This is a genomic window from Nonomuraea sp. bgisy101 (genome assembly GCF_057708945.1).
On the sequence record NZ_JBYITD010000018.1, the window covers coordinates 229315 to 240673 of the forward strand.

General features: G+C 69.7%; 6 protein-coding genes and 3 pseudogenes. 6 read left to right on the forward strand and 3 right to left on the reverse strand.

Translation table 11 applies throughout. The annotated features are described in order from the left end of the window. The first annotated feature begins 170 nt into the window (after positions 1-170). The 3 genes from AC3EO4_RS31340 to AC3EO4_RS31350 all read left to right on the forward strand — a co-directional run bounded on the left by AC3EO4_RS31340 (position 171) and on the right by AC3EO4_RS31350 (position 7821). The gene (locus AC3EO4_RS31340) at positions 171-5660 is read left to right on the forward strand and encodes an ATP-binding protein (protein WP_431898897.1); all 5490 of its coding nucleotides are present in this window, start codon (positions 171-173) and stop codon (positions 5658-5660) included. Between the two features lie 970 nt (positions 5661-6630). Continuing rightward, a complete protein-coding gene (locus AC3EO4_RS31345; RefSeq protein WP_431898898.1) occupies positions 6631-6861 on the forward strand; it encodes a hypothetical protein in 231 nt (76 codons plus the stop codon). 186 nt (positions 6862-7047) lie between these two features. Beyond that, positions 7048-7821, forward strand: a complete 774-nt coding sequence (locus AC3EO4_RS31350) for a neutral zinc metallopeptidase (protein ID WP_431898899.1) — start codon at positions 7048-7050, stop codon at positions 7819-7821. A 19-nt stretch (positions 7822-7840) separates the two neighbouring features. Here the strand turns inward: AC3EO4_RS31350 and AC3EO4_RS31355 are convergent. Beyond that, a pseudogene (locus AC3EO4_RS31355) lies at positions 7841-8368 on the reverse strand (IS5 family transposase); the annotation flags it as partial. A 481-nt stretch (positions 8369-8849) separates the two neighbouring features. Between AC3EO4_RS31355 and AC3EO4_RS31360 the strand changes: the two are divergent. Next, positions 8850-9239 (forward strand): annotated as a pseudogene (locus AC3EO4_RS31360) (DEAD/DEAH box helicase); the annotation flags it as partial. Between the two features lie 563 nt (positions 9240-9802). Beyond that, positions 9803-10138, forward strand: a pseudogene (locus tag AC3EO4_RS31365) (tyrosine-type recombinase/integrase); the annotation flags it as partial. On the opposite strand, the gene AC3EO4_RS31370 reads toward AC3EO4_RS31365, so the two are convergent. Continuing rightward, positions 10135-10401, reverse strand: coding sequence for a winged helix-turn-helix domain-containing protein (locus AC3EO4_RS31370; protein WP_431898900.1), 267 nt, complete (start codon positions 10399-10401; stop codon positions 10135-10137). The pseudogene AC3EO4_RS31365 and the gene AC3EO4_RS31370 sit on opposite strands and share 4 nt — an antisense overlap. A gap of 87 nt (positions 10402-10488) precedes the next feature. Here AC3EO4_RS31370 and AC3EO4_RS31375 point away from each other — a divergent pair, with 87 nt between their 5' ends. After that, the gene (locus AC3EO4_RS31375) at positions 10489-11052 is read left to right on the forward strand and encodes a transposase (RefSeq protein WP_431898904.1); all 564 of its coding nucleotides are present in this window, start codon (positions 10489-10491) and stop codon (positions 11050-11052) included. Between the two features lie 42 nt (positions 11053-11094). Here AC3EO4_RS31375 and AC3EO4_RS31380 read toward each other — a convergent pair. Then, positions 11095-11359, reverse strand: a 265-nt coding sequence (locus tag AC3EO4_RS31380) for a transposase family protein (RefSeq protein WP_431898901.1), incomplete at its 5' end; no start/stop codon positions are given.

Genomic DNA, 11359 nt, shown 5'->3' on the forward strand with positions numbered 1-11359 from the left:
AGCAGCCTCATGCCACACCGCACCGCCGGGTGCGTTTGTGCGATCCCCACAACTCCGGCCGCGAAGCCCGCTGAGTCGCCGCCATTCCGATACCGGGGGGCAGCCGACAGTATGTACCCGGTCAGGGCGGGGACGGCCGCCGTGTTCACTGTCTTCGAAAGGCCCGCTCAGTGTTCAGTCGTGTCGCCATCGTCAACCGCGGTGAAGCCGCCATGCGGCTCATCCACGCCGTTCGGGACCTAGCCGCGGAGACGGGGACACGGATCGAGACCGTCGCGCTGTACACGGACTCCGACCGGACGGCCACGTTCGTCCGCGAGGCGGACATCGCCTACGACCTGGGGCTCGCCGCGAACCGGCCCTACCTGGACCACGCTGTCCTGAGGAAGGCGCTGGTCGAGACCGGCGCGGACGCGGCCTGGGTCGGTTGGGGCTTCGTGGCGGAGGATCCGGCGTTCGCCGACCTGTGCGCCGAGATCGGCGTGACGTTCGTCGGCCCGAGCTCCGCGGCGATGCGCAGACTGGGCGACAAGATCGGCTCGAAGCTGATCGCCGAAGAGGTCGGCGTGCCCGTCGCGCCGTGGAGCCGCGGTCCGGTGGACACGCTGGAGGACGCGAAGGCGGCGGCCGACCGGATCGGCTACCCCTTGATGCTGAAGGCGACCGCGGGCGGCGGTGGTCGCGGCATCCGGATGATCTCCGACGCCGACGAGCTGGCCCAGGCCTACGAGCTGACGCGCCAGGAAGCCGCGCGCGCGTTCGGCAGCGGCGTCGTGTTTCTGGAGCGCCTGGTGACGGGCGCCCGGCACGTCGAGGTGCAGGTCATCGCGGACGGGCAGGGCACCGCGTGGGCGCTGGGCGTGCGCGACTGCTCTGTGCAGCGGCGCAACCAGAAGATCATCGAGGAGTCCGCCTCCCCGGTGCTCAACGCCAGGCAGGTCGCCGAGCTGAAGGCGGCGGCCGAGCGGCTCGTGCTCGCGGTGGACTACCAGGGCGCGGGCACCGTCGAGTTCCTCTACCACCCCGGTGAGCGGCTGTTCGCGTTCCTGGAGGTCAACACGCGCCTGCAGGTCGAGCACCCGATCACCGAGGTCACCACCGGCGTGGACCTGGTGAAGGCCCAGTTGCACGTCGCGGCGGGCGGCAAGCTCGAGGGTGACGCGCCCGAGGAGTGGGGTCACGCCGTCGAGGCGCGCCTCAACGCGGAGGACTCCGACCGCGACTTCGCTCCTTCACCGGGCCGGATCGCCCGGCTGGTGCTGCCCAGCGGCCCCGGTATCCGGGTGGACACCGGGTTCAGCGAGGGCGACGTGATCCCCGCTGACTTCGACTCGATGATCGCCAAGATCATCGCGCACGGCCGTGACCGCACGGAGGCGTTGGCCCGCCTGCGCCGCGCGATGACGCAGACGACCGTCATCATCGAGGGCGGCGTGACGAACAAGGGCTTCGTCCGCATGCTGCTCGACGAGCCCGCGGTGATCGACGGGTCCGCCGACACCGGCTGGATCGACCGCGTGCGCGCCCAGGGCGCCCTCGTGTCGCACCAGCATTCCGCGATCGCGCTGATCGCCGCCGCCATCGAGGCCTACAAGGACGAGGAGACCGTCACGCGGCAGCGTTTCCTGGCCACCGCGCACGGCGGCCGACCGCAGTCCCAGCACGAGAGCGGCCGGGCGCTGGAGCTCAAGCTCCGCGACGTCTGCTATCGCGTCCGGGTCGCCCGCACCGGCGGCCACCGCTTCCGCGTCGGCATCTCGGCGGGCGGCCCCGAGCACGCGGCCGATGTCGACATCGAGCGCTTCGACGAGCACAGTGGCCAGATCGTCGTGAACGGCGTCCGCTTCAAGGTCGTCACCAGCACGCACGGCCCGATCCACCTGGTCGAGGTCGACGGCATCACCCACCGGATCAGCCGCGACGAGGGCGGCATCGTGCGCTCGCCCGTGCCCGCGCTCGTGGTGGCCACGCCGCTGCAGGCGGGCGACGAGGTCGAGGCCGGTGCGCCGCTGCTCGTGGTCGAGAGCATGAAGATGGAGACCGTGCTGCGCGCGCCGTTCCGCGGTCGCCTGCGGGAGCTCGCGGTGTCGGTCGGCACCCAGGTGGAGGCGGGCGCCCGCCTGCTCCGTCTGGAGCCGCTGGGCGACGACGACGAGGCGGCCGGTCCCGCGGCCGCGGCGGAGGAGGTCGAGCTGGACCTGCCGCCCGAGCCGGTGGACGTGCCCGCGGCCGAGCGGGCCGCGCGTGGTCTGCAGGACCTGCGCAGCCTCCTGCTGGGCTTCGACATCGACTCGCAGGACGAGAAGCGCCTGCTCGCCACCTACCTGGCCGCACGCGCCGAGCTCGTCGCGGAGGGCGAACACGAGCCGGCCGGTGAGGTCGAGCTGCTGAGCCTGTTCGCCGACCTGAGCGAACTGAGCCGCAACCGGCCCGCCGGTAAGGAGTCACAGTCCGACTTCGCGGTGCACAGCCCCCGCGAGTACTTCCACACCTACCTGCAGTACCTCGACTCGGACCGGTCCGGGCTGTCGGAGAGCTTCCAGCAGCGGCTCACGCACGTGCTGTCCCATTACGGCGTCGAGGGCCTGGACCGCACGCCTGAGCTGGAGGACGCGGTCTTCCGGATCTTCCTGGCCCAGCAGCGCGCGTCCGCCGACGTCGCCGTGGTGACGACCCTGCTGCGCCAGTGGGTGAACGAGGCCCCGCCCGCCGAGGCGGACCGCGTCACCGTCGGGCTGGCGCTGGAGCACCTGGTCGCCGCCACCCAGGTCAGGTTCCCGGCCGTCGCGGACCTGGCGCGCAGCGTCGTGTTCGTCTGGTTCGTCCAGCCGCTGCTGCGCCGTACCCGCGCCAAGGTGTACGCGGCCGTGCGCAAGCACCTGCGCCACCTCGACCAGCACCCGGACGCGCCTGACCGCGCCGAGCGGATCTCCGCGATGGTCGCCAGCGCCGAGCCGCTCGTCCGGCTGGTCGGCCAGCGGATCGGCCGCGAAGGCGTGGACCCCGTGCCGCTGCTGGAGGTGTTGAGCCGCCGCTACTACGGCAGCCGCGCGCTCAGCGACATCCGGGTGAACAAGGTGGCGGGCTGCACGTTCGTCGTCGCCGACCACCGCACCGCGACCGGCGGTGGCCGCGTCGTGACCACCGCGGTCGACTTCCCCGCGCTGGCCGAGGCGGTCAAGGCGGTCGACACGTTCGCCGGTGACGGCGAACTGGTGGCGGACGTCTACCTGACCTGGTCGGACGGTCCGAGCGACCCCGACGAGATGGCCACGCTCCTGCGCGAGGCCCTGGGCGCGCAGCAGCCGTCGAACCGGGTCGGCCGCGTCACCACGACCGTCGCGGGCAACAGCGGCGCCGTGATGCACCACCACTTCACCTTCCGGCCGTCCGCGGACGGCTTCGTGGAGGAACGGCTGCTGCGCGGACTGCACCCGCGCATCGCGGAGCGCATGCAGCTGGAGCGGTTGCGCGACTTCGACCTCACCCGGCTGCCCTCGCCCGACGAGGAGGTCTACCTCTTCAGAGCCGCGGCACGGCGCAACCCGTCCGACGAGCGCCTCGTCGCCCTGGGCCAGGTCCGCGACCTGACCCCGTTGCGCGACGACGAGGGCAGACTCGTCGCGCTGCCCGCGGCCGAGGACACCCTGGCCACGTGCCTCGACGCGATCCGCCGCGCCAAGAAGCCCGGCGCGAAGACGTCCGGCACGAACCGGATAGTCATCTACGTGTGGCCGCCGACCGACCTCTCCCCCGACGACCTGAACACAGTGGCGAAGCGCGTGTTGCCCACGACGGCCGGCGCGGGCCTGGAGGAGGTGCTGTTCCTCGGCAGGCGCCGCGACAGCGCCACCGGCGAGCTCGCCGACATCGCCGTCCGGATCGGCTACGACGTGGGCTCCGGCATGCAGCTGTCCGTCGTGCAGCCGCCGACCGAGCCCGTCGAGCCGCTGGACGACTACCGCCAGGAAGTGCTGCGCGCGCACAGCCGCGGCACGCACTACCCGTACGAGCTCACCGGCATGCTCGCCGGGCCGTTCGGCTCGTTCACCGAGTACGACCTGGACGAGCACGCGAAGCTGGTGCCGGTGGACCGGCCCAAGGGGCGCAACACCGCCGCGCTCGTCGCGGGTGTCGTCAGCACGCCCACGCCGCGCCACCCGGAGGGCATGACCCGCGTCGTGCTGCTGGGCGACCCGACGAAGGCGCTCGGAGCGCTGTCCGAGCCCGAGTGCGCGCGGGTGATCGCCGCGCTCGACCTGGCCGAGCGGATGCGGGTGCCGCTGGAGTGGTTCGCGTTGTCCGCCGGCGCCCGGATCTCGATGTCGTCCGGCACCGAGAACATGGACTGGGTGGCGGCCGCGCTGAAGCGGATCGTGAACTTCACCCAGGACGGCGGCGAGATCAACATCGTGGTCGCGGGCATCAACGTCGGCGCCCAGCCGTACTGGAACGCCGAGGCCACGATGCTCATGCACACCAAGGGCATCCTGGTGATGACGCCGGACTCCGCGATGGTGCTGACCGGCAAGCAATCGCTCGACTTCTCCGGCGGTGTGTCGGCCGAGGACAACCACGGCATCGGCGGGTACGACCGGATCATGGGCCCGAACGGCCAGGCGCAGTACTGGGCGCCTGACATCCGCGGCGCGCGGGACGTCCTGATGGCGCACTACGACCACAGCTATGTCGCGCCGGGCGAGAGCGGGCCGCGCAAGACGGTCACCGGCGACCCGGTGGACCGCGACGTGTCGACGTTCCCGCACGCCGTGCCGGGCAGCGACTTCACCACCGTGGGCCAGATCTTCTCCGCCGAGTCCAACCCTGATCGCAAGAAGCCGTTCGACATCCGCACGGTCATGCGTGCGCTGTCCGATCAGGACCACCCGGTCCTGGAGCGGTGGGCGGGCATGGCCGACGCGGACACCGCCGCGGTCCAGGACGTCCACCTCGGTGGCCGGCCGGTGTGCCTGCTCGGCATCGAGTCCCGGTCCGTGCCGCGCCGCGGGTTCCCTCCCACCGACGGCCCGGACACCTACACCGCGGGCACCCTGTTCCCGCGCTCGTCCAAGAAGGCCGCTCGGGCCATCAACGCCGCCAGCGGGAACCGTCCGCTGGTCGTGCTGGCCAACCTGTCAGGGTTCGACGGCTCGCCCGAGTCGATGCGCAAGCTGCAGCTCGAGTACGGTGCGGAGATCGGCCGCGCGGTGGTGAACTTCAGGGGCCCCATCGTGTTCTGCGTCATCTCGCGGTACCACGGCGGCGCGTTCGTGGTGTTCTCCAAGGCGCTCAACCCGAACATGACCGTGCTCGCGGTCGAGGGCTCGTTCGCGTCGGTGCTCGGCGGTGCTCCGGCCGCCGCGGTGGTCTTCTCCCGCGACGTCGACAAGCGGACGGACAACGACCCCCGCGTGCGCGCGCTGGCCGCCCGCGTCGCGGAGGCTCCGGCCGCCGCGCGGGCCGCGTTGGCCGCCGAGCTGGCCGAGCTGCGGTCCTCCGTGCGGGCCGAGAAGCTCACCGACGTGGCCACCGAGTTCGACCGCGTGCACAGCATCCAGCGGGCGGTCGAGGTCGGCTCGGTGGACGCGATCATCAGTTGCGCCGAACTGCGGCCGCGGATCATCGAGGCGATCGAGAAGGGCCTCGCCCGACAGGTCTGACCGGGTGTAGCGCGTCGAAGACGCCGGCGGGCAGCACCGGGACTGTCCGCCCGATCTCAGCGCGGGTCGCTGCCCCTGTCCGGGGTGGATCAAGAAGCCTCACCGGTCTGCCATGATGCAACCGCACTTGATGATCGTTGGGGCCCCGGGCAGGGGCCCGCCGCCCTGAGGAGTTCCCCCATGGACCGCAGACGTTTCCTCACCCTGACCGGCGCCACCGCAGGCCTGCTCGCCGTGGATCTCCCCCGGCCGGCGCTGGCGGCGAGCTACCCGTTCGCCAACGGCGGCGTCCCCGACGAGCTGCATGCCAAGATGGGCGAGCTGGCGCCTTACGGCATCACGGCCGTCGCGTTCACGCGCAGGCAACGAGACTGCGCTCACCTACAGCAAGGGCCAAACCCGCTGGCTGGAGTTCACCAACACCCCTGGCATCAACGGGACCATCATCGCGGCCACCAGCCCCGGCGGACGCCAAGAGTATGGCTACGACACCGCAGGACGCCTGACCAAGGTGGCCGACACCTACAACGGCACATGCGTCACCCGGACGTACGCGTTCACGGCTAACACCAACCGCAGCCGCCGGACACCTACAACCCCGCCACCAACGGCGAGTGCTCCACCACGAGCACGCCAACCACCACCACCTACACCTACGACGAGGCCGACCGCCTCACCACGACCGGCTACACCTACGACGCCTTCGGCCGCACCACCACGGTCCCGAAGGCCCACGCAAGCGGCGGCGCTGACCTGACCATCGGCTACCACGCCGACGACATGCTCGCCTCGATGACCCAAGGCACCACCTCACGCACCTTCACCCTCGACCCCGAGGGCAGAATCCGCGCTACCACCCAGACCGGCGGCGCCCGCCCCGGCATAATGGTCAACCACTACGACGGCCAGGACGACGAACCCGTCTGGATCGCCGAAGCCGACGGCTCGTGGAGCCGTCGAGCGACACATCGTGCTGGTCCAAGACGAGACGTCCTGGGACGAGCGGGCGGTCGAACGGCTGCATACCGAACTGAAGGAGCAGACCACGATGACAGTGATCCGCCTTCCCCAGCTCAGAGCGATGATCAAGGACGTGTACGCAGCGGCCGCCACCGCGCCCACTCAGCTTGCGGCCCGCCACACCTCGGGCACGGTCGCTCGCGGCCAGTCGGAAACCGCGCCGCGGACCGGCGATGCGTGACTACAACGGGCGCCTGAGCCGTCTTGCCGCCCATGCCAGCCTGGCTGTGGGGGCACATCCGAGACGTCGTCGACGACCACCTTCAACCGGTTCAGCGCCACGTCCGAGATCCTCCAGCGCCTCAGCCACCCGGCTCCAGCAGCGGCGGCCATCTGACCGCACGCGTTCTGGACTAGTCTCCGGATCATGAAGATTCGCGCGATCGCCGGCTTAGCGGCTGCCGCAGCCCTGTGGCTCGGCGCGATGCCCACGGCCGCCTCCGCCTACCCAGTCAAACAGAAGGTCCTGATCGACAACGTCCTGTACAAACTGGGCAAGATGCCCACGTCCGATTGTGAGGAGCCGCCCGTCAGGAGCGGCGACGCTGCCTCCGTCAAGCGCTACATCGGCGCGGCCATGCAGTGCCTAGAGGCGACGTGGGAGCAGTACCTCGGCGAGACCGGCGTCAGCTTCGAGTCGCCCCGGCTGAAGTTCGTGAGCAGTTCCGGCTCCTACTGCGGCATTGGCCGGCGCGAGAGCTCGGTCAGCATCTACTGCGATACCGGCGTCGTCGCCTACAAGCTTGGCAAGGACATCCTGGAGGATCCCTCCGACCTGTGGCTCATGGTCAACACCGCTGCGCTGTACGCCCGGCACATGCAGCAGCTCGTCCTCATTGGCCCCAATGTCGACGGTAGCGGGATGTACGACACCAAGGCTGAGCTCAACGAGCGCCTGCGCCGCTACAGCCTGCAGGCCGACTGCCTGGCCGGTGCCTTCGTCAAGAGCATCTGGCCGCTGAAGGGCAGGTCGAGCAGCGACTGGGCCCACGTCAGGAGCCTGCTCACGGGCGATGCCGCCGGCAGCGAGCGGGTGTACGGGAAGACGGCCAACGTCCGCAAGTGGGCGAACCGGGGCTTCTCCAGCGGTGACGCCGCGTCGTGCAACACCTGGACGGCCGTGTCCTCAGAGGTGGCCTAGGGTCTGTTCCTGGTTGAGATCAGGGGGCAGGTCGGAGGCTACGGATCCACATCAGGGCGCCCCGTAGGTGGAGGCCTGCGAGGTACCTGGTGGGTGTCTTGTCGTAGCGGGTGGCGAGCTCCCGCCAGTCCTTGATCTTGTTGATGCAGCGCTCGGCGGCGCTGCGCTCCTTGTACAACTGGTCGTCGTGATTGAGGGGCCGTCCACCGCGACGGCCTTTCTACTTCCGGCTGGCCGCTTGATCGGCCTTCTCCGGGATGACGGCCTTGATATGGCGTCTGCGCAGGTAAGCGCGGTTGGCGCGGGAGGAGTACGCCTTGTCGGCCGCGACCGCGCCGGGGCGGGTGCGCGGGCGGCCGATCGGGCCGAGCACGCCCTCCAAGACGGCCACGAAGAGCGGGGCCTGTCCGGCAGTGAGCTGGAACGACAGCGGGCGGCAGCGCCGGTCGGCGGCCAGATGCACCTTGCTGGTTAATCCACCGCGCGAGCGTCCCATCTCGGCTGCCTTCAGCAGCGCCCGGCGCCGTCTATGCCGCCGTCGTCGCTCCTCGCGCGCGGGGTCCGGCTTGGTCTCAAAGGCGGCGGTGTTCGGCTGGTCGACCGCGGGGACGGCTGCGTCGACGATCGTTCCGGCGCCATCAACCCGCCCCGCCCGCCCGCGGCTGGACGCTACGGCCGCTGGCATGCGGTGGTAACAGTGACGGCGGCTCGGCCGATGCAGCGGCGTGAGGCATTTGAGGCGGACCTACGAAGGCGGGCGCATGCGGGCGGTGAACGTGCTGCCGAAGAGCGTGCTGACGCGGGGTCAGCATGACGGCGCTACTGCGCACAAACGCAGACCGGCAGTTGTGAACTTGGCCGAGATGGCGGCGCGGCGGCTGCCGCGTCCGATTAGCCCCATGAGGAAGGGACGCGACGGTGCCTATTGATCTCAATCTCGTGGGGGTCAACCGGCGTGAACCGCTGTTGCGCCCGCGAGAGATCTATGCGGCGCTGTCTCCCGCCCCTGGCCCTATCTTCGGCATGAGCAGGGCGAGGTCCTCGAGGCATGGTTCGAGCGCCGGGACAAGCGGGACATCGTCATCAAGCAGAACACCGGCGGCGGGAAGACGGCCGTCGGCCTGCTGATCGCTCGAAGCACTCTTAACGAGGAGCTGGGGCCCGCGGTCTACCTGGCCCCGGATCGTTATCTGGCCGCTCAGGTGCGCGCCGAGGCCGCCCAGATGTGGTTGGCAGTGACCGAAAGGTTCGATGACCTGGCGTTTCGCAGCGGCCAGTCGATGCTCGTGACCACCTTTCAAAAGCTCATCAACGGCCAATCCGTCTTCGGGGTAGGCGGCGATCATCGCGACAAGCTGCAGATGGGCATCGTCGTGGTCGACGATGCCCATGCCGCGCTCGCCACCACCGAGGCCTAGTTCCGGCTCAGCATCCCGTCCGGCCACACCGCCTACGACGACCTCCTCGACGAATTCGAACGAGACCTTCGGGCGCAGTCTCCCAAGGCATGGGCTGACCTGGAGACCGACGATCCCACCGCCACGGTGCCCGTCCCCTTCTGGTCCTGGACCGCTCGGCAGGACAGAGTCATGCAAATCCTGCATCCGTGTGCCGGAGACGATGACTTCAAGTTCACCTGGCCGCTGATCGCTGATGTGCTGGACCTGTGTGCCGTCACCGTGACCAGTACCTGCATCCAGATAAGCCCGCCATGCCCACCCATTGCGATGATTTCAGCCTTCGCGACGGCGCGCCGCCGCGTCTATCTGACCGCCACTCTCCAACGACAGCATCCTCGTCACCGATTTCAACGCCTCCCCCCAAGACGTCGCCCAACCCGTCACCCCAGGAAGCGCCGCCGACCTGGGCGACCGCATGATCCTCGCGCCGATCGCGCTGAATCCCAACCTCGATCCGGAGGCCGTGCGCGTGCTGGCTCGCCAGTACGCCGACGGTGATCGCAACGGGGACGGCACCCCAGATGCCAAGCCCATCAACGTGGTCGTCCCGGTGCCTAGCAACCGCGCCGCCGCCCCTTGGCGCTCACACGCCGCTCACGTATGGCGCGCACCTGGCCGAGCGCGGGTCGGCACCCGGCCCGCTGTTCGTCACCCGCACCGGCGCCCGGCTACAGCGCTCCTACGTCCTGGACCTGCTGCAGCGGCTCGCAGGGGCCGTCGGCGTCCCGGGCCCGCACACGCGCACCCCGCACGCCATCCGGCACAGCGTGGCCACCGCGCTGCTGCACGCCGGCGAACCACTCGACGTGGTGCAGGCCCTGCTCGGCCACGCCAACCCCCGTACCACCCAGGCCTACCTACACGTCGACCAACTGGACCGCAGCCCCCGCCCACCGCGCCGGACGCCGCCTGGCCACCGTCGTGGCCCTACGTTTCCAGCCGCGCGGCGAAGGGGCGCACTCTCGCGCTGTCCGTCCATCGAGCCGTTGACTGGACAGACCCGGGCGAGGCTGAACTCGTGCAGCGAGCCCTCACCGCCAATGGCCTGCTCATCGCGTTCGGCGGCGCGGCCGGAGGGTGCCTGCCAGCTCCAGCCCAGCCGATGCAACTGCTGCGGCAACGGATCCTGCTTTCCTAAGCACGCACTGTCACCACCTCATTCGTGCCAACAGTGGCCGATCATAAAAGGCTGGCGGCGCAGCAAGGGGTGTGGTTGTGCTTCGAAGACGAGGCCGGCCAGACCTTGAGGTCTCCCGGGGGTCGCACCTGGGGGCGTAAGGGGCACACGCCGGTCGTGTCGCTGCCTGTCAAGGGCACTGGGCGGGTATCGGTGGCAGGTCTGATCGCCACCCGCCCCGGGCGCCTGCCGCGGTTGATTTACCGGATGCGGCAGCACCGCGGGCGCAAGGGCGAACGGCGAGGGTTCGTTGAGGCCGACTACGCGGCGTTGTTCGATGCGGCCCATCAGCAGCTCAGCGGGCCGCTAGTGGTGGTGTGGGACAACCTCAACACCCACACCTCGGCGCAGATGAGACAGCTGATCGCCTCGCGTCCCCGGCTGACGGTATTCTACTTGCCTGCCTACGCTCCGGAACTGAACCCGGTCGAGGGCGTGTGGGCGCACATGAAGAAGAGCCTGGCCAACCTCGCCATCCGGACCGTCGACCAACTGATCGTCGTGGTGAAGAACCGGCTCAACCGCATGCAGTACCGGCCAGCCCTCATCACCGGCTTCACCGCCAAGACCGGCCTGGACGTCCACCCACCGTAACCTCAGCCATTAAAGCTCTCTAGACTAGTTACTGAACCCATTTCAGCGGGCTTCGCGGAGTTGTAGGACGAGGATGGCTTTGACAAGTTGACCTGCGCGAAGAGGACAGCAGCGAAGCTTGCGGAGGATGCGCCAGGTCTTGAGTTGCGCGTTGGCTCGTTCACCGGGACCGCGGAGTTTGGCGTGGGCGGAGTTCGCGGTCTTCTGCGACTGCGGCTTGTTGCGTCCCTTATACGGCACAAGCACCCGCTGACCTGCGCCGACGTAGCCCTTGTCCGCGAGCGTAACCAACCCCGCGGCCTGGAGT

Excerpts from the sequence above, each read along its gene's own strand:
- AC3EO4_RS31350 (WP_431898899.1), top strand. The coding sequence starts at position 7,048 with ATGAAGATTCGCGCGATCGCCGGCTTAGCGGCTGCCGCAGCCCTGTGG.